The following is a 21,824-nucleotide window of genomic DNA, read 5'->3' as shown; positions in this document are numbered from 1 at the left end:
GCGATTACTTCTGGCAAGACGACGCGTGACCTCATTGTTGCAGCGATATCCATTGATCTCTCGGGGTTGGTGCTGGGCTGTTGCAATGCCTGCACATCGGCAGCGTGGAGGCGCACGTCATTTCCATGGTCGTCATGCTCGGCGTGGTTTAGGCTTCGTTGAGGTGGCGAATGCGCAAGAGCAAAAGCCGCGCTCGAACCGCAAGAACATGCTGCTTGAGATCCTGATCGTTTTTACCCTGACGCTTGTGAATGGCGTTCTGGCCATGTCCGAGCTTGCCGTCGTCTCCTCACGCACCGCGCGGCTCAAGGTCATGGCCGACAATGGCAATCGCGGAGCCGGGATCGCCATGCGGCTTGCGGCTGATCCCGGCAGGTTCCTGTCCAGCGTGCAGATCGGCATTACGCTGGTCGGCATCCTGTCCGGTGCGTTCTCTGGGGCGACGCTCGGCGTGCGGTTGGCCGATGGCCTGGCAGCGGCCGGGTTAAGCACCACCCTGGCGCAGGCCATCGGTGTCGGGGGCGTCGTGGTCGCGATCACCTATATGTCGCTGGTCTTCGGAGAGCTGGTGCCCAAGCAGATCGCGCTTCGTGACCCCGAGAGCGCGGCAGCCCGGATCGCGCCGCTTCTCCATGCCATCTCGATTGTTGCCGCGCCGGCGATCTGGCTGCTCGACAAATCGGGCAAGATTGTGCTCGCGCTTCTCGGTCAGTCCGGCACCCCGGATAACGGCGTGACGGATGAGGAGATCAGGCTGGTCCTGTCGGAGGCCCGCACCGCCGGCGTGATGGAAGCGGCTGAAACCGATATGATCGCCGGGGTGATGCGGATTGCCGACCGCACGGCGCGGGGGCTGATGGTACCTCGGCACGAGGTCGAACTCGTGGATATGACGGATGATCCGGCGGCCGTAGTCGCGCGCTTTCGGGAAACGGATCATTCACGTCTTCCTGTGCGGGATGGTGGGCCAGATGACATCGTCGGTGTCGTCAAGTCCCGCGATTTCCTTGATGCCGGAGCATCCGACACGGTGCCGAAACTGCGCGATCTGATCGTCGAAGCGCCGGTGGTTCGCGACGGGATGGCTGCGCTCGATGTGCTCGAAACGCTGCGCAAGACCCCTGCGCATATGGTTTTCGTGTATGATGAATACGGTCATTTCGAGGGTATTATCACCCCGATGGATGTGCTCGAGGCGATTGTCGGAGAATTCCACGAGGGCGAAGGAGCCGAAGCGAAGATCGTTCGCCGCGAGGACGGCAGCCTGCTGGTGGCCGGCTGGACCCCCGTCGATGAATTCGCAGAACATATAGGGTTGGTTCTCGACGGGGATCGCGACTACGCAACGGTGGCTGGCCTCGTGTTGGAAAAGTTGGGGATGTTGCCGCAACCGGGCGAACATTTCGAGCTAGGCGGGTGGCAGATCGAGGTCGTGGATGTGGACGGGCGCCGGATCGACAAGCTCCTCGTGCAGCGCAAGACCGTGTGAAAGTGATGGTTCCCGCCGCGGCGATCGATCACAAGGCTGCTTTCAAGGAGGTCTTTCCAGTGTCATTTTCCCCAGGAATAGGCCGTCCCGCTTAAGGTGATATAAGGCTTTAATATGACTCTGATACTCTGTTCTGATTCTGTTGGCACCGTCTTCCCGCATTATAGCAGTTCATACATGTCACTACAGGCTTCTTTCAGAAACCTGCGCGGCTGGCTGCGGAATACGCAGATCGCTGTGTTGTTGTCGTTGGTTTCGACAGTAGTCCTTTACGCGGAGGGGGCTCCACAGGAGTGGTTGCCGGATGTTCTCGATCTGCCCTCCGATATGGAGGTTCTGACGGATAGGGCCGTCGGCTCGACGATCCGCATGTTCTCGTTCAGAACCTCGAGAGATCCCGACGAACTCATGAAAGAATGGGAAGAGGATTTGATGGAAGGTGGTTACATTGTCCGACAGATCGAGGTTGAAACCGTGGCCTCAATAATTGAGTTCTCGGGTTCTGGTATCCTCAACGCACAGATCGCGGTTATCCCGCCGACGAGCGACCAAGACCCTTCTATCTTCGAGTTTGATGCCACACTCAAGTGATCACCCAAAAACAATAGATCGCAGCAGCATGGCCGTCATGGGCGCAATCGGAACCGCTTGGGTGTCCGGTGAAACGGAGGCCAACTCAGGTGGGGCCGGCGGGCCAGTTAACAAAGTCCACCGACCCCAAGCCTTCCTCAGAGCATGAAGTGAAGGCTCCCGCACAGCTACCCCAAGCCACCTGATTCCCCAAGCCCGCTGCCGGGTTGGCCCTTTTTATCTTTTTCATAAATAAGTTCAGAATATTACAGGAGGTGGGGCGATCTGGAATTGACGGGCGACACAATTCCGTCGGCATACACTTCACCGTATTCGCCATTAGGCAGATGCAATCCGGCCAGTAAAACCTGATGCCTTATATCGCGGCTATCTCGAAGCATCGAAAGATCTACGCACAATCAGCGGGGAAATGCCGGATTCCTGGATAACTGGATAGTTACCCTGCCATTTCAAGGCGCGCGTGTTAGGCGCGACCATACCTCTGTTCGAGGTCAAAATGGCATAGGAGTATCCAGAATATGATCCGTAGTATCATCGTTGCATCAACTATCATGATGAGCAGCACCATGGGCTTTGCTCAAGAGGCAGCACAGGCTCCTGAAATGACCGAAGCTGAAATGGAGCAGGCTTACCTCGCAATTCGCAATCAACTCGGCATCCTTAAACATTGTGAAGAGCAAGGTTTTGTCGGGGCAGAGGCCGTTGCGGCGCAACTCGACGTGCTTGCGACACTGCCTGACGGAGATGTCGAAGCAGGGGAAGCCGCAGAACAACGTGGTCTTGATGGCACAATAGACATGCCCGGTCAGGAAATGTCTCTGGAGGATTTCGCGGCCCAGCAAGGGGGAACTGCTGAAGGGGTGTGTCAGGCAGTTGGAGATGCGGTCATGCAGCATACCCCACAGCAGTAACCATTCATTTTAATGGTTGGGATCAAATAGCCGAGCGCCGTGGATGCGCTCGGCTTCTTGGTTGGTGTCGTCCTGAATCTTTCCGTTGCCGCCAAGTTTGTGCCCTATCAACGCCAGTTAGGAAGCAGCCTATAAGAGAACGGCCTCTTTGAACTTGCTGAACTGCACGCCGACGGAAATGCAGCGAACTGAACTGTGCTCTATAACCAGTCTTGAAGCTTTTTATGACAGAGGCATGTCAACGAAATCAACGCCAAGTGCTGAACTTAGCTATGAAAAGCGACAAGAGTCGGCAGTGCCAGATGTTTAACCGACACGCAGGACCAAACAGTAATGGAGAAAGCCGCGTGATGGCGGACAGTGTTGCGATAGTCGATGTCTCCGCGCTGCCCGCCATTGGTCACGCTTGATCCTGTTGCAGCCGCGAGGTGGTTGGCGCATCTGGCGTCCGTTCCGCTTCGAACCCCTCTTTCCCCATTCCGCTCCACAGTTCCCGCGCCCGTTCACCATCCTCGCTCTTAAGTTTCTCCGCCATCCAGATCAGCGCGCCGAGGATCATGGCGCGATCATCGCCGGTCAGGTCCACGATGCCCGCCTTGACCACGAGACCACCGAGTTCGATCAGATGCCGTGTGCGCTTGCGGCGCTCGACCTGCCAGGACCGCATGTCACGCCGCGCCCGCGCCGCCTGATGCCGGTTGCGCGCCGCCCGGTTGTGTTTGATCGCTGCCGCCGTCGCGGTCAGGCGCTTTCGCAGATCGCCGCGATTTGCTGCGAAAGAACGCGGCCCCGCGTTTTGCCCATGCCTCCTTTTTCCCAGTATCGGTGATTTCCGCCAGCGCGACCAGCGCACCCGCCAGTTCCTCGGCACTGAGCGCATCCGTCCCGGTGGCGATGACCAACTCGCCGAGCTGCTGCACTTTGCGGGCTTTGAGTTCCTTGGCCTTCGCCTCCAGCGCCTTCAGTTCCGCATCGAAATTCCGTGGTTTGCGCATCTTGTCCTCCATGAATTGCCGATGGAACAATGATAACGGCGCCCCCGCCAGAAGGCTGTAGGGTCGGCGAGACGCTGCGGGACGGCCCGGTCCCGCCCGAGAATTTTTCGAGGAAGGGCGCGCTTATACGTCGTTCCGACATGCGCCGAGACGGCATAGATCACCTGCCATCATGGCGATCTATCACCTCTCCGTTCAGATCATGTCCCGCAAGACGGGCCGCAGCGCGGTGGCCGCGGCCGCCTATCGGGCGGGGGCACGTCTGCGCGACAACCGCCTCGACCGCGAGCAGAACTTTTCCAGGAAACGCGGGGTCGTCCATTCCGAGGTGTTGTTGCCGGAGAACGCACCGGAGATTTGGAAGGACCGCGAACGGCTCTGGAACGATGTCGAAGCCGTCGAACTGCGGAAAGACGCGCAGCTTGCCCGCGAGGTGGAATTCGCCATCCCGCGCGAGATGAACAAGGCGCAGGCCACCGAACTCGCCCGTGACTTCGCCCAGTCCGAATTTGTCGATCAGGGCATGGTCGCTGATCTGAATGTGCATTGGGACGTGGTCGAAGATGGCATGCCCAAACCCCATGCCCATGTGATGCTCACCATGCGCGAAGTCGATGAGAGTGGTTTTGGCAAAAAGAACCGCGACTGGAACCGCACGGAGATGGTTGAGCGCTGGCGCGAACGCTGGGCCGAACACGTCAATGAACGGCTGATGGAACTCGACATCGATGCCCGCATCGATCATCGCAGCCTGGAGGCGCAGGGCATCGCGCTGGAGCCGCAAACTCAGATTGGCGCATCGGCGCAACGTATAGAAATCGAAGGCATGGACACCGCCGACCGCGCGGAGATGCATCGCGAGATCGCCCGCGACAACGGCGCACGGATCATTGCCGATCCGTCCATCGCCCTGGACGCGATCACCCATCAGCAATCGAGTTTCACGCGCCGTGACATGGCGCGCTTTGCGCACCGGTACAGCGACAGCATTGATCAGTTCAACGAGGTCATGGGCGCAATGGGCCGGTCTCCTGATCTTGTCGAATTGGGCCAGGATTTGCGCGGCCAAGACCGCTTCACCACGCGGGACATGATCGAAGCCGAACAGCGGCTGCATCGCGCGGCGGAGCTGATGGCGGAGAAGGAGTTGCATGGGGTCAGCGACCGGGACAGGGAACGTGCGCTGGCGCGTGCCGCGACGCGCGGGTTGGTCCTGTCGGGCGAGCAGGGGGACGCGCTGGCGCATGTCACGGAGGGGCGCGGTCTCGGCATCGTCGTCGGCTATGCCGGGACCGGCAAGAGCGCCATGCTGGGCGTCGCACGCGAGGCCTGGGAGGCGGCAGGCTATGAGGTTCGCGGCGTTGCCCTGTCCGGTATCGCGGCCGAGAATCTCGAAAGCGGTTCATGCATTGCATCCCGCACCATCGCCAGCATGGAACATGGTTGGGCGCAGGGTCGCGATCTGCTCACCGCCCGCGATGTGCTGGTGCTCGATGAAGCCGGCATGGTCGGCACGCGGCAGCTGGAGCGCGTGCTGTCTCAAGCCGCCGAACGCGGGGCGAAAGTCGTGCTTGTCGGCGATCCGCAGCAATTGCAATCCATCGAGGCGGGCGCGGCCTTCCGTTCGCTCCATGAACGCCATGGTGGTATCGAGATTGGCGAGGTACGCCGTCAGCGCGAGGGCTGGCAAAGGGACGCCACCCGTGATCTGGCGACCGGTCGCACCCGGGACGCCATTCGCGCCTATGACGGCCAAGACATGGTCCATGCGGCCCAGACGCGGGGGCAGGCACGCGATGACCTGATCACCGGCTGGGATCGCGATCGGCAGGCGGCACCAGATACCAGCCGCATCATTCTCACTCATACCAATGCCGAGGTGCGCGAACTCAACGAGGCCGCGCGACAAAAAATGCGGGAGGCGGGTGATCTGGGGGCGGATGTGGACCTAACCGTCGAGCGCGGTGCGCGCCGCTTCGCCCGCGGTGATCGCGTGATGTTCCTACAAAACGAACGCGGGCTGGGCGTGAAGAACGGCACGCTCGGAACAATCGAGCAGGTCAGCAGCCGATCCATGTCGGTGCGCACCGACAATGGGGCCGACATCTCGTTCGACCTCAAGGATTACAACCGCATCGATCATGGCTATGCCGCCACAATCCACAAGGCACAGGGCATGACCGTGGACCGCACCCATGTGCTGGCGACACCCGGGCTGGACGCCCATGGCAGCTATGTCGCAATGTCGCGGCATCGCGAGCAGATGGATCTGCATTACGGCCGGGATGATTTTGCCAGCCGCGACCGGCTGATCCGAACCCTGTCGCGCGATCGGGCCAAGGACATGGCCCTGGACTATGATCAGCCGCGCGATCCGGTGCAGGACTATGCCGAGCGGCGCGGCATCAGTTTCCGGGCGCGTGTCGTCGAGGTCATCCGCAAGTTCGTGCCGGAGAGGGTCCGCGACAGGATCGATGGGGTGTTCGACGGCGCCCGCTCTGCCGGAGGCGATGTGCATAGCTCTGAGGGCAGGCAGCAACCGGAAAGGGGAAGGGTGGGTCCGGAGCTTGCGCGGCAGGACCCCCATATACCGGAGAACGAGACCTCCGAGGATCGGGAGCGGGCGCTGCGCCGCGCCCGCACACAGGCATTGGTGCGGCACGCCCGCGCCGTCGACACGATCTTCGAGGCGCAGGAGCGGGGCGGCAAGGCCGGCCCGGAGCAGATGATGACACTGCGCGAAGCCCGGAAGCACCTCGAGGAGCTGCGCCCCTTCGGTGCGCACGACGCCGAGGCCGCTTATAGGAAGGACCCGGACCTCGCGCGCGAGGCGGCGACAGGCCAGGTTCGACGTTCCGTGCGGGCGCTGCAACTGGAAACCGAGCTGCGCACGAGTCCTGAGCGTCGCGCGGATCGCTTCGTGAGCCGCTGGCAAAAACTCGACCGGGCCGTTGAGCTGAGATATGCGGCGGGAGATTACTCGGGCTATCACGCCGCGCGGACGGAAATGGGCGAGATGGCCAGGAGCCTGGAGCGCGATCCGCAACTGGAATCCCTGCTGGCCAATCGCAAGCGGGAACTCGGCATTGCGTTCGAATCGGGCCGCCGGCTTGGCAGAGAACTGGCCTTCCACCACGGCATCGATCTCGGTCGGGGGCGCGGGCTCGGCTTGTGAGGCCCATCCGATTTGCCACCCATACCGCGCCACAATACGACGGGGCGATGATTCTTCTTGCGCGCTTGTTTCTGCCTGTCCTGTCTGGACCAGAATTTATCAGCAAAAGGCAGCACGGCCATGCCGGACCCAGATCGTATCATCCGCCTGAAAACCGTCCTCGCCCGGACCGGCCTGTCCCGCTCCACCATCTACCGCAAGATCGCCGAAGGAACCTTTCCGGCCCAGATCAGGATCAGCATCCATGGCGCCGGCTGGCGGGAATCCGAGATCAATCGCTGGATCGCCGATCCGGTGGGGTGGTGGCCGGAAGGTGAAGGGGATTGAAGCGGGTGAGGGCAGGTAGTATTCGATCCAGAGCATGCATGAGTTGATGAGGTTGAGGCAGGTTTGATTGGGGCCTTCTAATGTGGCAGAGCTCTTTGCAGCGCCATGATCTGTTATCAGCGAACCGGACAATGCTTGGGGGGCAAAACTTGGGCTGGACTCATCCGCGACTTCGCTCCATCTTGACTGCCACATTTCTCGCGTGATGATTGTTAGGAATTTTATGAACGTACCTTTTAAACAAGCCGGACGGCTCGGCCGCCTTTCGACATCTCTGGGCGAAAACGTGCTGGCCCTGCTACGTTTTGAGGGAACGGACGCGCTCAACGACTTGTTTGATTACCGGGTAGAAGCGCTCTCCACGAAAGACGATCTAGACTTCAACAGCCTCCTGGGCACGCACGCCACAGTTGAGATCGAAGGTCGGGATGGTATCTGTTGTTTCGATGGTATCGTGACGCATGTGAGTTGGGCGGGAGCCAGCGAAAACGGGTATCGCTATAATCTGAGGCTTCAGCCTTGGATTGCGCTCGCCGGGAAACGCCGCAACATGCGCATCTGGCACAATAAGACCGTTGATCAGATTTTGCGAGAACTGCTCGTCGATTACGCTGGCCTTGGCGACCCTGCATTTGAAATCAGATTGGTTCGAGAATACCCGGTGCAAGAATATACGGTTCAACATTCAGAAACCGATCTGGACTTTGCCCGCCGTCAGCTTGAGCGCCATGGCATCTCTTTCTACTTTCGGCATGTTGTAGGCTGCCATACGCTCGCGATAACCGATGAGGAGCTTAACCTCCACGTGATAGGAGAGCGTGAGTTCAGACCAGCGGATGGCCATCACAACTATGATCGAGAGCATTTCTGGGAATGGAAGCCGGAACGAAACCTGACGACCGGGGCGGTTCGCCAGACTGATTACAATTTCAAACTGCCGTTTCAAAAGATGGAGACCGAGCATTTAGGGGATGCGCAGCATCCCTATGGGCAGATCGAAGCCTATGATTGGCCTGGAGACTATACCACCGAAGCAGCGGGAAAACCTGTCACCCGCATGCGCACGCGGCAGGAACGTGGTGCTGATCAGCGTATCCGGGCTGTGGGTGATTGCGTTGGTCTATCATCGGGCTACCGCGTGAAACTTACCGGAGACAAGGTTCCTGGTTATGGGGAAACCCATATCTGCCTTGCTGTTACTCATAGCTTTATCAGCGAAGCCTATGGCAGCGGGGGCAAGGAAAGCGACGGCTACAGTTATTCTGGAGCATACACGCTTATGCCGGATGCTGCGCCGATGGTGCCGCCGAAACGTACGCCCCTGTCGCGTGTCTACGGCCCGCAGACTGCGATGGTTGTGGGGGAGGGTGAGATAGATGTCGATGAATATGGCAGGATCCTCGTACGTTTCCACTGGGACCTGAACAAGGCGAACTCAATGCGGTGTCGGGTTTCGCAGAGCTGGGCCGGCAACGGGTGGGGTGGAATGGTGATCCCTCGGGTCGGCATGGAGGTGGTTGTTGAGTTCCTGGAAGGCGATCCGGATAAACCGTTGGTCACTGGTTGCGTCTATAATGGCAAGAACAAGCCTCCATACTCATTGCCCGCAGGCAAGACACGAGCGACGTTTAAATCCGATACGCATAATGGCCAGGGATTCAATGAAATTCGCTTTGAAGACGAAAAGGATGAGGAAGAAGTCTTCATCCACGCACAACGCGACATGAACACCAAAATCGAGCATCACCGAACCGAGCGAGTGAACTACAATAAGGTCGAAAGTATTGGGGACTCGAAGGGAAGCGAAGTGCATAACGTCTTTAGTCAGGTCGTAGGCGGCGATATGCGGATCTCGGTCGGCCCCGGTCATCGAGGAAAGTTGACCCCGGCAGATGCAAGTCGCACAACGGACGGTATTGGCGGAACTGCCGATATGATCGGAGGCACTATCGGCGACAGCGGCACGGGAAACCTGGAAGTCGCGGTCGAGCGCGACATCAATACGAATATTGGCCGTAACGGCTCCGAATTGCTGGCTAAAGTAAAATCAACTTCGGTGGGAGAAAGTTATTACATTGACGTCCGTAAGAACTTCATCCTCGATGCCGGCGAGCAGATCACTCTCAAATGCGGGCAAAGCGTCGTGACGTTGGACAAGGGCGGAAACATCACGGTGAACGGCAAGGTTGGTATTGTTAATATGGACCAAATGCTCCGTCTTTTGTCCGATTTCGTGAAGATCAACAATTGATGCGGCGGGTGGTCTATCTCGTTCTGGTGCTTTGCCTTGTCGCTGGAACCGCGTTCGTATTTCATTCCCCCCCACACTGGCTAAGGGAGGCACTTTTGACTGAACCCGCGTATCGTGCTGATCGTCTATTCCAACGCGAAGACCCGAATTACGATCCGGACATTCACAAGCTCGCCCAAAAAATCGAATGGGGTGATAAGATCGCACTGGACGATGTCGCCTGGCTGGGCGAGCGGATCGATCAACGCCATGGAAAGGACATCACACTTCTGTTTCACGCTCTGTCTGCAGGTAATATTGCTGCAGTTGATGCGCTTCTCGCAGCAGGGGCCGATACCTCGATACCTGACAAGGTAAGCGGATCAGACCGGAATTTCGTCTATTACCTAACCCTGTCTGGGGGGGATATTCTGGATCAGCCCGGTATCAACAGGGTGATCGCGTCATATTTGGAACATGGCGGTAACCCGAACGGCACGGGGGGACTCGACGAAAACGGAAAGCTCTTACACGGTCTGCGCGTTGTGCTGCCCGAGGGCATTGCGCTATCGAAGAATTATGAAGGGTTGCGCATGGTACTTGCAGCCGGCGCCGATCCTTGGCTGCCTGTTGTTGACAAGAGCAGCGGAGAATATTCTGGCAATGCGGTGGACGCTCTAGCGCGCGCGCAGGCCTTTGCTCTGCTCGACGAACTGATCGAATCCGGTTATTTCGACAACAGGTCCCAATTGGAGCTAGAGCACTTCCTGACTGCCCTTGGCGGTTATGCGCAGCGGAGGGACGATGCCAGCCGTGAAATCAAGCGGATCGCGATGCGCGTTCTGAAGCGCAATCCTCACTACATAGAAACGGCCACCCACGATGTTCGAACTCCGCGCATTTTCAAGGATCACTGGAGCGATCCGGAACCTGGTGAAATCCCTTGGGACGAAATCCGCTCTGATCGGGTGAAGTAAATGAGTTCGACACATCCCGGTGATGCCAAATGGAATTCCTGCTGGCGTCAAGCCGCCTATCTCTGCAAGCACATCTATAAGAACCCTGCTCCTGACGGGGGCTTTAAAACCTTCTACCCCAATAAGATGACCGAGGTAGAACAGAATTGGGAAACCTGGGAGGAAGAGAACCAGCAGTCCGGCACTGGTCTGGTCGCGCGCCTCTATAAAGTCAAATCTTGGGATCCGGCGGATGCCAAGGCGCCCTCTTGTCCGCCCTGCCTAGTCTTTCGGGGAACCGATTTCGAAGACATGCGTGACCTTGGGTTCTCTGCGAGTATCCGGGTTCAAATGGGAGCATGGTGGACCTTCCATTTCAACAAGCTTTTTGATCCGACCGTGCCAGCTAGAGAGGAAGAGTACACTCGGGAAGAGTTTTTGAATATGGGCTTCACTCCCATCAACATTCTGAACGAGGCAGGACGCGTTGCAGCAGATGGATTCATCTTCAATCTGACAATGAACGCCGACATTATGGCAAGAGAGAATGGCGACTGGGTCAGCAATCTCTATCAGGGCCTCGGACGTGGTTCGCCGCAATATGATCAGGCAATGAAATTTGGTTCGCTATGTGTTGATAATAAGATTCTTGCGCTGGCGGACAAGCGCATGGAGATTAGCGGTCATTCGCTTGGCGGTGGACTTGCCGCAGCCGTGTGCTGTTATCTAGACCATAATTATCCTGACGTGATATTCCACGCGATCACCTTCAACGCCGCCGGGGTGAATGCCAACACCGTTGTCCCGGCAACTTTGAGTAGCGGCACGATCAATTGCTTTGCAGTTGAGGATGAAGTTCTGACGACATTGCAAAGCCATACCGCTACGATGCCCTTCATTGGCGCGGTGTTCCGCCATGCCTCACGCAGCCTTGGGATGGCTGCTATGCCGCCCTCACTAGGAACAATGAAGCGAGTGCGTGGCAAAAGTCCGGGCGGAAATCTTGGTGCGCAAGGCTCGGATCTGACAAAGCTTTTCCCAATGCAGAATGCAAATGGAAAGTCGCGTGTGCCGCTACTGGCTGAGTTGGACGGGATGCTCCTCGCCTCAGCGACTATTTCGCAATTTGCGGAACGCTTGCTTCATTGGCTGAAGCAGCGCTACGGTGAGAGAGCGCTGGATGATCTGCCTTGGTATGGGCAAAATGTTATCTCGCAATGGGTTAGAATATGGAACATGTTTATGGCCGATCTTCGCCCTGAGATTGCACTTGTCACTGACGCCTTTCTGCATTCCGCCGAATATCACGGCATGGACGTTGTGATTGCAACCTACGAGGCGTCTTTCCCGGCTTAGGCTCAGCCTGAACGGACTTTTTCTGTCACTGATCCGGTGGTGATAAAGCCACCATGTGAGGTTTGGCTACCGATATGGGCTATACGCCGCCCGTCAATCATATTGACGGGCGATCCAGTGGTGATGACTGCTCCGCATTCCGTCACATCGCCCACCGTTGCAATTTCCATTCCGTCCAGTTTCATGCGAGCAGCGACATCGGCTATCCGGTTCTTACCGTGCAGCGGACAATCGTGTTCGTCAGTGCGTCTTGCTACGGGCTGCATTATCTGAATTCCTTATTGTCCGTGCGGTGTTCCTGACCCGTCAATTCGGATCATACTCCCAATGCCGTCGTCCTACATGAAGGGAAATTGTTGCCAAGACTGAACCATTCAGGTGTATGAGGACGACGTGGGCAAGGTCGGCACCAGACAGCGTCGATCCTGCCCAGATCGTAAGAACGGAGGCTTAGGCGGTGCCCCATTCCTTGTTCTCGGCGACATCCCAGCCCGTCGTGGTTTCGGCCCCGGGCGCGCCGGATTCCTCCTGCAGCGTGTAAAGCACTTCGAACTTGCGGAAGTTCAACGTCAGGGTTTCCTGGATGCGGTCCAGCCCGTCCTTCGCGCCGCCGGTATTGTAGCTGGTGATCATGATGTTTTCCATCTTGATCCGGAAATACTCGACCGGGGCCGCGCCGCCCGACTTGCGGACGATCAATTCGCCATTCTCGATATGCTCGCCCGAGGTCGAGCGCTTGATCAGGTCATTGGTGGCCAGGTCGACATATTTGGTCAGCGTGATGTCCAGCACATTGACCTTGCCGCCGCCGCCGCCCGAGCCGATATGCGTCGTGCCGGATTGGGTCAGGCCCCAGTTCCAGGCAAGCACGTCGATCTCGTCACGATGTGTCTCGTCCTGCGATTCACCGCGAATACTGTTCGAAAGTTTAAGAAAAATATCGACAGCCATGAAAATCGTCCCTCTATTACAATGGCGTATGAAATCTTTGCTTTTGTAGGTGGAATCCGGTCAATTTTCCATATTGACGTTAGGTCACCTCCGACGCATTTCTCCTGCATCTCGGGTAGCTAACATCGTTATGCTCCAGGGTGTCCTTGCCACGAATTCGGCGAGGCTCAATGTTCTCCGCTACAGGTCGGCTCCAGCTGACAGGGTTGCTCCGTTTGACTGACTGTCAGAATGCAAATCTGTCTGAATACAAGATTTTTATAAATAAGCTTCTGTAAAGAAATGGATTTTCGACGCCGTGTCCTCAATCTCGTCAGCACCGGTAGTATCGAGTGTAAGTGCTTCAATTTGAGTAAAACTTCCCGATTTCAATGAGATGGTGATCATCTTTACGCGAAGCGTCAGCACCGAAGGTGCATAGGGTGTGAGAATGCAACTATGGGCAAATCATACGCGGCATCATCCCAGTGGTCCATTCGAATGTTGGGTTGGTGACTGACCTGCCCCTGAACTTTCATCCAGTCGCGACCATGACCGGGAAGCCGCGTCACTCTGCCGGGTGAACGTGAGAGGCGGCGCCAGCCAATGCTTCCTCAGCCCATTGATTGAGGCTCTTGCCCGACAGTTCAGCGGCCAGAGCCGCTTTCTGGTGAACCTCTGGCGAAATCCGGAACATGACTTTCCCGGAATATGGTTTCTGAGGCTCCTTGCCAATCTTGGTGCAAGCTTCGAGATAGTCGTCTACTGCCTCGTGGAAGGCGCCCTTGAGATCCGGTACGGTCTCGGCGTGAAAACCGACCTCATCAGTTATACCGGCAATGTGACCAACGAAAATTGCATCGTCGTCATCGTATTCGATGCGGGCATGATACCCCTTGTAAGTCATGGTGTTCATGGCTCAACTCCAATCTGGATCAGGAACGATCTGGCATCCCGGACCTGATACCGTTTTGCTTCCTTGGCCGGATGCGGGCGATGAAAGCTGGCAATAACACCGTCCTTTTCGAACCGAACGCGCGAACCGTTTCCTTCAATGGTTCTGCACCCGACCGCAACAAGTAGGCTTTCGATTGCCGCCCAGTCGATTGTCCCGGATACGGGATCTTTGAAGATCGCGGCCAATATCTTCTTCTGCTTGCTGTTCATGCTAGCAATATGGCGCGGCTCATCAAAAATGCAAGCGCAAATTGATAGCGGTTACCCGAAGGAGCGTGCAGGAAGACCACTGCGCTTGCCAGCACGGGCTATTGGGAAGGCAATATTCGTGGCCGGTGGTGGTACAACCGGGGGCAAGCAATTCAGCCAGCGCGCTAGCAGTGGGCGGAGACTTGTTACTGATAGACGGCAATTCACGAATAATTTCGTACTTGAGTTAGTCTCACGCCAGGTCCGCCACCATTTTCCGGGATGAACTCGACCCCAGCGGCTTCCAAAGCCGAACGAATTGCCTCCAAGTTGTTAGGGTGGGGTACGCGAGCTTCTCGCTCGAAGTCTACGATTGTGGGGCGCGAGACCCTCGCGACTTCGGCCAATTGACGTTGGCTTATGCCGAGCATGGCTCGAGCACCTCGACATTGCGCGGCAGATATTTTATTATTGGACAAATGTTTGTCTCATTGGTTGACTTTTGGTTCGATCTTCTACAAATTATCAAAGGTTGAATGCCGCAACAACGAACTCGGTCGAACAAGATGTTTGCACCATCTTGTCCGACCTGACCGCAACCCAAGCTGTTAGGAGCTCGGATCATGGCTGATTCCGACCATACACGAATTCACGCTGCCGTCACGCGCCGGAAGGCACTGAAAGCAACAGCAGCGGGCATGATGTCCGTGCCATTTCAGATCATTGGCCCTGTTGCGGAGGCAGGAGCCGAGCAGCCCGATCCTGCCTTGGCGCTGTGGCGGGACTGGCAGGCCGTCCATCATCAAACGGATGCGCTCTGTCGACAACAACAGCACCTTGAGGCACTGCTGATGCGAACAATCGGTTTTCCTCGCGTGATGGTTGAATTGGATGATGATGGCACGGCCGTTATCCTGTCCCAAGAGGACGATATCGAGGACCTGCTCGATGATAATCCCGCATTGGCCGGGGCATGCATAAAGGCAAAGCTTGAATTTGCTGCTCGTCAGGCCCGCTGGGCAGAAGCCGATGCCTTGGTTGGCTACTCCTCGGCACGGCGCGAAGAACTGGCGGCTGCTGATCAAGCGCAACAGCTGATCGACGCCTTGACGGTGACGCCGGCAACGACCCTTGCTGGTGTGGCGGGCAAGCTCGACATGATCCTGCGAGAAGGTCAGACCTCCGAGGATTGCGAAGAATTTCCCTGGCGGGAAATCCGCTTGGCGCTCCTCGATCTTGTGCAGATCGGGCAAAGCCTCTGGCCCGACAGTTTCATGCCGAGCAAAGAGCCTATGGAGCCATAGATGCGCCGGCATTTGCTCCGGAGGAGACCTCTCTGGTGCCGTGATGCATTGCGTCTGCTACGGTGAATGTGCCGAGAATCACTCTCCTGATGCGCTGTGGTGCCTCAAAAGAAATCGGTGTGAGACTGCAGACGCAAACCCTCCGATTCCTATCCGATATCCCGCCATGGCCGCATGAGCGGATTTATTGTTTGGTTTCATCTCTTCCGTGCCGTTTCATACCCGTTCCCATCGTGCAGAGAGGGAGAGGCATGGAGGACGAGGGGCAGACCGGGCCGGGAAAAGATAGGCCGGCCAATGACAACCGCCCACCCGACGGGCAGGATAGCGGGCAGGGGGCGTCACCATCCGCACGGCTGGACGCGGTGGTGCTGTCCATCGCCCGGCTGATCGGTCGGCGCATGGCCCGGGAAGATCACGAGAAGGCGTTCCGCGCCGCCAATGACAATGCGCCACCTTCCCGCGACGGGGCAGGGGCCGAAGACCCGGATTGACCGAAGGGAGAATGCCATGACCCGGACTGCGCTTTACGCCCGCTATTCCTCCGACAACCAGAGCGAGTCATCGATCGAAGATCAGTTCCGACTCTGCCGGGACCATGCGCGGCGGGAGCAGTGGCAGATTACAGGGTCCTATGAGGATGCGGCGATCTCCGGGGCCAGCACGATCCTGCGACCGGGCATCCAGCGGCTGATGCGCGACGCGCAGCAGGGGGAGTTCAACATCCTGCTGGCCGAGGCACTGGACCGGATCAGCCGTGACCAGGCCGATGTCGCCACGCTCTACAAGCAACTCAAATTCGCGGGCGTCACGATCGTCACCCTGGCCGAGGGCGAAATCTCCGAGCTGCATGTCGGGCTCAAGGGCACGATGAATGCGCTGTTCCTGAAGGACCTGGCGATGAAGACTCATCGCGGGCTGCGGGGCAGGGTGGAGAAGGGCAAGGCCGGCGGCGGCCTCTGCTACGGCTACAGGGTGATGAAGAGGACGGACGCCAATGGCGAACCGGTCCGGGGCGATCGCGAGATCGTGCCCGAGGAAGCCAAGATCATCCGCCGCATCTTCCGCGAGTTCGCTTCCGGCAAAAGTCCGAAAGCCATCGCCGTCGATCTGAACCGCGACGGCATTCCCGGCCCGCTCGGCCGGGCATGGGGCGACACCAGCATTCGCGGCCATGCCTCGCGCGGCACCGGCATCGTCAATAACGAGCTTTATGCCGGTGTCCTGGTCTGGAACCGGATGCATTTCATCAAGGACCCGAGCACCGGCAAGCGAGTCTCCCGCATCAACCCGGAAGGCGAATGGATCAGGACAGAGGTGCCGCATCTGCGGATCGTCGATGATGGGCTCTGGAATGCCGTCCGTGCCCGTCAGAAGCAGATCGCCAAAATCTTCGGGCCGAACCCGGCCAATACCCGTGAGGGGCGCATGAAGCGGATGCATCTGGCGAACCGGCCGGTCGCGCTGCTGTCCGGTCTGCTGAGCTGCGGTTGCTGTGGTGGCAGATACGGGATCATCACGACCGCGCGCTATGGCTGTCTCAACCATCACCGGCGCGGCACCTGTGACAACAACCGCACCATCACCCGCGACAAGATCGAGGCGCGTGTTCTGACCGGGCTCAGGAAACGGCTGGTCTCAACGGACGCGGTTGCGGAAGCCGTGCGCGCCTATGCCGAGGAAATGAACCGGCTCAACCGTGATCGCCGCGCGCAGATGGAAGGGGATCGCAAGGCACTTGCCAAGGTGGAGAAGGCCATCGCGGGGATCCTCGCCGCGATCGAGGACGGCATGTATCAGCCCTCCATGAAGGCCCGCATGGACGAGCTTGAGCGACAGAAGGTGGAGATCACGGCACGTATGGTGGAGGCTCCGGCTGACATCCCCGATATGCACCCGAACATCGCTCATCTCTACCGGCTCCGAGTCGAACGCTTTACGGAAGCCCTGGACGATCCGGATGGCGGCCGACAGGCGGCAGAGGCGCTCCGCTCCCTCATCGGGGAGATTGTTCTCACCCCCGGCGACGGTCGGGGCGAGGTGCATGCCAAGCTACGCGGCGAGTTGATGGGCATCCTCGATTTCGCCAGGGCCGAGGAGGGCGGGCAGCCGGAAATCCCTCTTATGACAGCAGTGGAAGCGAGCCCCCGCAACCAATTAGATCCAAAAACATCCATATAAATTAGTAGCTTACACACAGCTCGCCAAATGGTGCGCTTCTAGCATTTGCTCGAAGAACGCCAGAACTGGAGCGTCTTATCAAGTAATATCAATATATTAACCAATCAAAGGTTCAAATCGGGGTGGCAGAACCCGCAACCAAAACGCAAGCGCCAACCGGATCGGCGCGGCATTTCGGTGGGCAACAAAGCGCAGATCTTCGAGCCGTTCTTCACTATCCGCCGCGCCTTGAGCGGCACCGGAATGGGGCGATTGACAGCAGTCGCAGGGCGGGTTCACTGGACACTCACCAAGTTGAGAATCCATTTTCTGAAACACGGCCGCGAGAAGTCGGTGTGTCTCTATGACGGCATCGTACCCCGACAATTGCCTCATTGGCCGCGGAGCGCTTGCATCCGCCATCGGCGTGAACGCTGAGGTCGCTCGCCAGCATTGTCCCGACTTGCGGTTTGTAACTCGTTTCGTCGCGCAAGAGCACATACATCGTCCGCGCCATGTGATTCGCAAGTGCGATGGCGACGGCTTTGGTCTCTTTCGCCTCGAGTTTACGCAGAACCAGCCGGTGCCCGGGCGATTGGATCTACCTTTGCGAGTGGCTTCAGTCACCTATTCTGTTTCAGCGACTTGTGGCTCCTATCGGCGTCGTGCTCTCGCGCCGAATCACAGCCGGCTTGCGTGATCCTGTGGCTGACGGCCTCATTCAGCCTTTCAAATGGAGGTCTCGAATTTTGATAACTGCTCCTTATCAAAATATTCACGCAAAAAATTAGACCTGAAACACACGCAGATCTAAGGTTGCGAGGTTATTGAAAGGCGCTGCTGTCGGATTTTACGAAATCGTGAGCGGAAGTGACGGTTCCACTTCCTTTATGAGGCCCGTTGGCTTTGTGCGACATGCGACGACACCGGATCATGAATGCTAGGGAGTTGTAGGTGCCATCCATAAAGTCACAGCCGATCGATGCCCGATTGACCCGCTCTGCCATCTTCCTGATTGCCACAATTCACCCGGACGGGCAAAACCAGAAAAGGGTGCGGAAATTGTGCGGGGATCTGTCCGGGCTTCTGCGTGCGGTAGGTTTTCGCGATCCCAACGGCGAACTGTCCTGCGTGACGGGTTTTGGCTCCGATGCATGGGACCGTCTTTTCGGAATTCCGAAACCCAGGGAACTGCATCCTTTTCGTGAGTTTCACGGTGTTCATGACGCTGTCGCAACACCTGGCGACATTCTGTTCCATATCCGGGCCGCGCGAATGGATCTGTGCTTCGAACTCGCGAGCCAAATCGTGCAGCGTCTGGGAGATGCCATCTCAATCGCCGATGAGGTGCATGGTTTCAGCTATTTCGATCAGCGCGATTTGTTGGGATTCGTCGATGGAACGGAGAATCCGACCGGTGAGGCTGCGGTGGAGGCCACGATCATCGGAGAAGATGACCTGGACTTCCAGGGCGGCAGCTACGTGATCGTTCAGAAATACCTGCATGACCTGGAAAAATGGAATGCTCTGCCGGTGGAGGAGCAGGAAAGGATTATTGGCCGGAAAAAGCTGTCGGATATCGAACTCGACGACGATGAAAAGCCAAGTTCGGCGCATAATGCCCTGACAACCATCGTCGAAAACGGGGAAGAGCTGGAGATCCTCCGCGACAACGTGCCTTTCGGAGATGTCGGCAAGGGAGAATTCGGTACTTATTTCATTGGCTATGCCCGTTCTCCGCATCGCATCGAGATGATGCTCGAGAACATGTTCGTCGGAAAGCCGCCCGGCAATTACGACCGTCTTCTCGATTTCAGTAGTGCGGTGACGGGGGGGCTCTTTTTCGTGCCTTCGTTCACCCTGCTCGAGACGCTTGTAGAGGGGGCGCCGGCCACCTCGGAAAACCTGCAGGAGTAAGATGCCGTGGCCAATGGTAAACCCAGATACAAAACCTATGAGAGCCCGGCCGGTGGCTGGGGGGCAACGGCGGCGACCGCCAAGGTGTTGATGCAACAGAGCGTTCTGACCAAGGGGTCCAAAGCCTTGCTGTCGATGAACCAGCCGGGCGGGTTCAAATGTCCCAGTTGTGCCTTTCCCGATCCCGCCTGCCGCAAAAAACTGGAATTCTGCGAAAACGGTGCCAAGGCATTGGCCTTCGAAGCGACCAGATATCGGGTTACCCGCGAGTTCTTTGCGGCTCACACGGTTTCCGAATTGATGGAGAAATCCGATCACTGGCTGGAAATGCAGGGCCGCCTCACGGAACCCATGCGATATGACGCGGCATCCGATAAATATGTCCCCTGCACATGGGATGATGCGTTCGACCTGATCGGCCGCCATCTGCGCGCGCTCGACAGCCCGCATCAGGCCGAGTTCTACACCTCGGGACGCACACCGAATGAGGCGGCGTTTCTCTATTCCATTTTCGTGCGCGAGTTCGGCACCAACAATTTCCCTGACTGCTCAAACATGTGTCATGAACCCACCAGTCGCGGACTGCCGCCTTCGATAGGGGTGGGCAAGGGCACGGTGGTGATGGAGGATTTCGATCACGCCGAGGCGATTTTCGTGATCGGACAGAACACCGGGACGAACTCGCCGCGCATGATGACGAACCTGGTCGAGGCGCGAAAGCGCGGCGTGCCCATCGTGGCGGTCAACCCGATGCCTGAACGTGCATTGGTCCGCTTTGCCGATCCGCAGGACATTGTGCAGATGGCGACCTTCGGCTCGACCGAGATCGCCAGCGAGTTCGTGCATATCCGCATCGGCGGTGATCTGGCGTTGTTCAAGGGCATGATGAAGGTCATTTTCGAACGCGATGCGGCTGGCGAAAATGTCATCGACTGGGATTTCATCAACGATCATTCCACGGGCATTGACGCGGTGCGCGACGAGGTGATGGCCCAGGACTGGGCCGAAATTGTCGAGATTTCGGGCGTCTCGGAAGAGCAGATCCGGCGTGTCGCTGAAATCTATATCCGTTCCGGGGCGACGATGATCTGCTACGGCATGGGGCTGACACAGCACCAGGAAGGATCGCGCCTCTTGCAGCAGGTGGCGAATCTGCTGTTTCTGCGGGGCAATTTCGGCAAACCGGGCGCGGGGATTTCACCGATCCGGGGGCATTCCAACGTGCAGGGCGACCGGACCGTGGGCATCGATGAACGGCCCTCGCAGGAATATCTCGACCAGGTTCGCGAGGTTTTCGGCTTTGAGCCACCGCGCGACTGGGGCCATCATACGCTTGAAGCCGTCGAGGCGATGGAGAAGGGCACCGCTCGCGTCTTCATCGGCATGGGCGGGAATTTCGTCCGTGCGATCCCCGATACCGAACGTTCTTATCAGGCAATGCGTAAGCTCGACCTGACGGTCGGCATCACCACCAAGCTCAATCGCGGCCATCTCGTTCATGGTAAGGAAGCATTGATTCTTCCGGTCATCGCGCGATCGGAGGTGATCCGTACCTCGGGAGGCGAACAATTCGTCACCATCGAAGATTCGATGGCCAATGTGACGGCCTCGCGCGGTGTTCTTGAGCCTGCCAGCCCGGATCTGAAGCCAGAGGTGGAGATTGTCTGTCGGATGGCGATGGCCGCATTGCCTGACAGCAGGGTTCCGTGGGAAAGCTTTATCGCGGATTATGATCGCATCCGTTTCAAAATCTCGGAAGTCTATCCGGAGATTTATCGAGATTTCAACGACAAGATCCGCTATCCCGAGGGCTTTCATCTGGATGTGCCGCCGCGCCGCCGTGATTGGCCGACACCGAGCGGCAAGGCGAATTTCCTCGTCTTTCCGGGACTACATGTGAACGAGCCCGTGTCCGATCCTGGCATGCTGCGCCTAGCGACTGTCCGGTCGCATGACCAATTCAATACGACCATTTACAGTTACAATGACAGGTATCGCGGGGTATATAATGACCGCATGGTGCTGTTCATGAATGCCGAGGATCGAGCCGTGCGGGGGCTGGAGGATGGGGCGACCGTGACGCTGGAAACAATCTTTGATGACGATGTGAAACGTCGGGTCCCGGGGCTGACAGTAATCGATTATCCCATGCCGCGAGGTGCGGTCGCCGGCTATTACCCCGAGCTCAATCCGCTCCTGCCGCTTGAATATTTCGACGAGATCAGCGGCACACCGGCCGCCAAGTCCATTCCCGTGCGTATCGTAGAAAGCCAGGCCGCAATGCACAGGGACTTTGATGTTTAACGAAAGGAGCGAGGCGTGTTCGAGCAGCTTGAT

20 protein-coding genes are annotated in these 21,824 nt (G+C 57.8%); 13 read left to right on the top strand and 7 right to left on the bottom strand.

What is annotated here, in order from left to right:
• Positions 1 to 208: 208 nt before the first annotated feature.
• The 3 genes from JHX88_RS18125 to JHX88_RS18115 all read left to right on the top strand — a co-directional run bounded on the left by JHX88_RS18125 (position 209) and on the right by JHX88_RS18115 (position 2,991).
• Positions 209 to 1,489, top strand: a complete 1,281-nt coding sequence (locus tag JHX88_RS18125; protein WP_076527898.1) for a hemolysin family protein — start codon at positions 209 to 211, stop codon at positions 1,487 to 1,489.
• A 114-nt stretch (positions 1,490 to 1,603) separates the two neighbouring features.
• Positions 1,604 to 2,080 carry a hypothetical protein gene (locus JHX88_RS18120; RefSeq protein ID WP_141225908.1) on the top strand — a complete coding sequence of 159 codons (477 nt, stop codon included), beginning with the start codon at positions 1,604 to 1,606 and terminating at the stop codon, positions 2,078 to 2,080.
• Between the two features lie 518 nt (positions 2,081 to 2,598).
• A complete protein-coding gene (locus tag JHX88_RS18115; RefSeq protein ID WP_141225909.1) occupies positions 2,599 to 2,991 on the top strand; it encodes a pore-forming ESAT-6 family protein in 393 nt (130 codons plus the stop codon).
• A 400-nt stretch (positions 2,992 to 3,391) separates the two neighbouring features.
• Here JHX88_RS18115 and JHX88_RS18110 read toward each other — a convergent pair whose 3' ends face one another.
• Both JHX88_RS18110 and JHX88_RS18105 read right to left on the bottom strand, forming a co-directional pair.
• Complete coding sequence (locus JHX88_RS18110; protein WP_076527903.1) at positions 3,392 to 3,658, bottom strand: conjugal transfer protein TraD; 267 nt, start codon at positions 3,656 to 3,658, stop codon at positions 3,392 to 3,394.
• A 1-nt stretch (position 3,659) separates the two neighbouring features.
• Complete coding sequence (locus tag JHX88_RS18105; protein WP_176011488.1) at positions 3,660 to 3,986, bottom strand: conjugal transfer protein TraD; 327 nt, start codon at positions 3,984 to 3,986, stop codon at positions 3,660 to 3,662.
• 172 nt (positions 3,987 to 4,158) lie between these two features.
• Here JHX88_RS18105 and traA point away from each other — a divergent pair, with 172 nt between their 5' ends.
• The 5 genes from traA to JHX88_RS18080 all read left to right on the top strand — a co-directional run bounded on the left by traA (position 4,159) and on the right by JHX88_RS18080 (position 12,030).
• Positions 4,159 to 7,161, top strand: a complete 3,003-nt coding sequence (gene traA, locus JHX88_RS18100; protein ID WP_076527907.1) for a Ti-type conjugative transfer relaxase TraA — start codon at positions 4,159 to 4,161, stop codon at positions 7,159 to 7,161.
• Between the two features lie 120 nt (positions 7,162 to 7,281).
• Positions 7,282 to 7,488, top strand: a complete 207-nt coding sequence (locus JHX88_RS18095; RefSeq protein WP_076527909.1) for a helix-turn-helix transcriptional regulator — start codon at positions 7,282 to 7,284, stop codon at positions 7,486 to 7,488.
• 223 nt (positions 7,489 to 7,711) lie between these two features.
• Positions 7,712 to 9,739, top strand: coding sequence for a type VI secretion system Vgr family protein (locus JHX88_RS18090; protein ID WP_076527911.1), 2,028 nt, complete (start codon positions 7,712 to 7,714; stop codon positions 9,737 to 9,739).
• Positions 9,740 to 9,834: 95 nt separating this feature from the next.
• The gene (locus JHX88_RS18085) at positions 9,835 to 10,695 is read left to right on the top strand and encodes a hypothetical protein (protein ID WP_141225910.1); all 861 of its coding nucleotides are present in this window, start codon (positions 9,835 to 9,837) and stop codon (positions 10,693 to 10,695) included.
• On the top strand, positions 10,696 to 12,030 hold the full coding sequence (locus JHX88_RS18080) for a Tle-like phospholipase domain-containing protein (RefSeq protein ID WP_076527915.1): 1,335 nt from the start codon (positions 10,696 to 10,698) through the stop codon (positions 12,028 to 12,030). It begins immediately after the preceding gene.
• 2 nt (positions 12,031 to 12,032) lie between these two features.
• Here JHX88_RS18080 and JHX88_RS18075 read toward each other — a convergent pair whose 3' ends face one another.
• The 5 genes from JHX88_RS18075 to JHX88_RS18055 all read right to left on the bottom strand — a co-directional run bounded on the left by JHX88_RS18075 (position 12,033) and on the right by JHX88_RS18055 (position 14,537).
• Positions 12,033 to 12,296, bottom strand: coding sequence for a PAAR domain-containing protein (locus JHX88_RS18075; RefSeq protein ID WP_076527917.1), 264 nt, complete (start codon positions 12,294 to 12,296; stop codon positions 12,033 to 12,035).
• Between the two features lie 184 nt (positions 12,297 to 12,480).
• Positions 12,481 to 12,981: an Hcp family type VI secretion system effector gene (locus JHX88_RS18070; RefSeq protein ID WP_076527919.1), complete on the bottom strand. Its 501-nt coding sequence runs from the start codon at positions 12,979 to 12,981 to the stop codon at positions 12,481 to 12,483.
• A gap of 547 nt (positions 12,982 to 13,528) precedes the next feature.
• Positions 13,529 to 13,876, bottom strand: coding sequence for a type II toxin-antitoxin system HicB family antitoxin (locus tag JHX88_RS18065; RefSeq protein ID WP_076527921.1), 348 nt, complete (start codon positions 13,874 to 13,876; stop codon positions 13,529 to 13,531).
• On the bottom strand, positions 13,873 to 14,127 hold the full coding sequence (locus JHX88_RS18060) for a type II toxin-antitoxin system HicA family toxin (protein WP_076527923.1): 255 nt from the start codon (positions 14,125 to 14,127) through the stop codon (positions 13,873 to 13,875). The genes JHX88_RS18065 and JHX88_RS18060 overlap by 4 nt, the downstream gene beginning before the upstream one ends.
• A 203-nt stretch (positions 14,128 to 14,330) precedes the next feature.
• Positions 14,331 to 14,537, bottom strand: a complete 207-nt coding sequence (locus JHX88_RS18055; RefSeq protein WP_076527926.1) for a helix-turn-helix domain-containing protein — start codon at positions 14,535 to 14,537, stop codon at positions 14,331 to 14,333.
• A 192-nt stretch (positions 14,538 to 14,729) separates the two neighbouring features.
• Here JHX88_RS18055 and JHX88_RS18050 point away from each other — a divergent pair, with 192 nt between their 5' ends.
• The 5 genes from JHX88_RS18050 (at position 14,730) to JHX88_RS18030 (ending at position 21,791) form a co-directional block, all read left to right on the top strand.
• Positions 14,730 to 15,410, top strand: coding sequence for a hypothetical protein (locus JHX88_RS18050; RefSeq protein WP_076527928.1), 681 nt, complete (start codon positions 14,730 to 14,732; stop codon positions 15,408 to 15,410).
• 251 nt (positions 15,411 to 15,661) lie between these two features.
• Positions 15,662 to 15,904 (top strand): hypothetical protein, encoded by a 243-nt coding sequence (locus tag JHX88_RS18045; RefSeq protein ID WP_076527930.1) that lies wholly within the window; start codon positions 15,662 to 15,664, stop codon positions 15,902 to 15,904.
• Between the two features lie 16 nt (positions 15,905 to 15,920).
• On the top strand, positions 15,921 to 17,591 hold the full coding sequence (locus JHX88_RS18040; RefSeq protein ID WP_076527932.1) for a recombinase family protein: 1,671 nt from the start codon (positions 15,921 to 15,923) through the stop codon (positions 17,589 to 17,591).
• A 933-nt stretch (positions 17,592 to 18,524) separates the two neighbouring features.
• Positions 18,525 to 19,487 (top strand): Dyp-type peroxidase, encoded by a 963-nt coding sequence (locus JHX88_RS18035; RefSeq protein ID WP_076527934.1) that lies wholly within the window; start codon positions 18,525 to 18,527, stop codon positions 19,485 to 19,487.
• Positions 19,488 to 19,493: 6 nt separating this feature from the next.
• A complete protein-coding gene (locus JHX88_RS18030) occupies positions 19,494 to 21,791 on the top strand; it encodes an FdhF/YdeP family oxidoreductase (RefSeq protein WP_076527936.1) in 2,298 nt (765 codons plus the stop codon).
• Positions 21,792 to 21,824: the final 33 nt, after the last annotated feature.

Origin of the sequence: Paracoccus saliphilus (assembly GCF_028553805.1) — a bacterium.
GTDB lineage: Bacteria > Pseudomonadota > Alphaproteobacteria > Rhodobacterales > Rhodobacteraceae > Paracoccus > Paracoccus saliphilus.
Note: the sequence above shows the minus strand (reverse complement) of the source record. Positions and strands in the feature narration are given on the sequence as shown.

Coding starts and splice junctions, on each gene's coding strand:
- JHX88_RS18105 (WP_176011488.1), bottom strand. CDS start 3,986: ATGCGCAAACCACGGAATTTCGATGCGGAACTGAAGGCGCTGGAGGCG.
- JHX88_RS18075 (WP_076527917.1), bottom strand. CDS start 12,296: ATGCAGCCCGTAGCAAGACGCACTGACGAACACGATTGTCCGCTGCAC.
- traA (WP_076527907.1), top strand. CDS start 4,159: ATGGCGATCTATCACCTCTCCGTTCAGATCATGTCCCGCAAGACGGGC.
- JHX88_RS18065 (WP_076527921.1), bottom strand. CDS start 13,876: ATGAACACCATGACTTACAAGGGGTATCATGCCCGCATCGAATACGAT.
- JHX88_RS18080 (WP_076527915.1), top strand. CDS start 10,696: ATGAGTTCGACACATCCCGGTGATGCCAAATGGAATTCCTGCTGGCGT.
- JHX88_RS18050 (WP_076527928.1), top strand. CDS start 14,730: ATGGCTGATTCCGACCATACACGAATTCACGCTGCCGTCACGCGCCGG.
- JHX88_RS18040 (WP_076527932.1), top strand. CDS start 15,921: ATGACCCGGACTGCGCTTTACGCCCGCTATTCCTCCGACAACCAGAGC.
- JHX88_RS18055 (WP_076527926.1), bottom strand. CDS start 14,537: ATGCTCGGCATAAGCCAACGTCAATTGGCCGAAGTCGCGAGGGTCTCG.
- JHX88_RS18060 (WP_076527923.1), bottom strand. CDS start 14,127: ATGAACAGCAAGCAGAAGAAGATATTGGCCGCGATCTTCAAAGATCCC.
- JHX88_RS18120 (WP_141225908.1), top strand. CDS start 1,604: ATGACTCTGATACTCTGTTCTGATTCTGTTGGCACCGTCTTCCCGCAT.
- JHX88_RS18045 (WP_076527930.1), top strand. CDS start 15,662: ATGGAGGACGAGGGGCAGACCGGGCCGGGAAAAGATAGGCCGGCCAAT.
- JHX88_RS18125 (WP_076527898.1), top strand. CDS start 209: ATGCTGCTTGAGATCCTGATCGTTTTTACCCTGACGCTTGTGAATGGC.
- JHX88_RS18070 (WP_076527919.1), bottom strand. CDS start 12,981: ATGGCTGTCGATATTTTTCTTAAACTTTCGAACAGTATTCGCGGTGAA.
- JHX88_RS18115 (WP_141225909.1), top strand. CDS start 2,599: ATGATCCGTAGTATCATCGTTGCATCAACTATCATGATGAGCAGCACC.
- JHX88_RS18095 (WP_076527909.1), top strand. CDS start 7,282: ATGCCGGACCCAGATCGTATCATCCGCCTGAAAACCGTCCTCGCCCGG.
- JHX88_RS18110 (WP_076527903.1), bottom strand. CDS start 3,658: ATGCGGTCCTGGCAGGTCGAGCGCCGCAAGCGCACACGGCATCTGATC.
- JHX88_RS18090 (WP_076527911.1), top strand. CDS start 7,712: ATGAACGTACCTTTTAAACAAGCCGGACGGCTCGGCCGCCTTTCGACA.